We start from the raw sequence: 450 nt of genomic DNA on the forward strand, positions 1-450 counted from the left end.
AATGCAAACGAAATATTGAAGTGATGTGGCTTTTAGAAGCTCTAACTCCTGACCATAATACTATTAGCAATTTTAGAAAAGATAATGCCAAGGCCATTAAAAAAGTGTTTTTTGCTACCGTTAAAATAGCTCGCAATTTTGGACTCATAGGTGCAACATTGGTTGCTGGAGATAGCACCAAACTTAGAGCGCAGAACAGTAAGAAGAACAATTTTAACCAAAAGAAAATCGGGAGCCATCTAGATTATATTGATAATAAACTGCAACAGTACAATAAAGCACTCGAGCAAAGTGATAGCGACAGTGAAAAGCAAGAAATAAATAAAGATATCGACAAACATAAAGGGCGCAGAGAACACTATAAGCAACTTGAAAAAGAACTAATAGAATCAGGAGAACCACAGATATCAACCTCGGATCCTGATAGCAAGCACTTAATAATACGTAATA

General features: G+C 35.6%; 1 protein-coding gene. It reads left to right on the forward strand.

Features of this window, described 5'->3' with window-relative positions; translation table 11 throughout:
* Window positions 1-450, forward strand: a 450-nt coding sequence (locus A8C32_RS05120; protein WP_165605795.1) for a transposase, incomplete at both ends; no start/stop codon positions are given.

The sequence above is a fragment of the Flavivirga aquatica genome (assembly GCF_001747085.1).
Lineage (GTDB): Bacteria > Bacteroidota > Bacteroidia > Flavobacteriales > Flavobacteriaceae > Algibacter_C > Algibacter_C aquatica.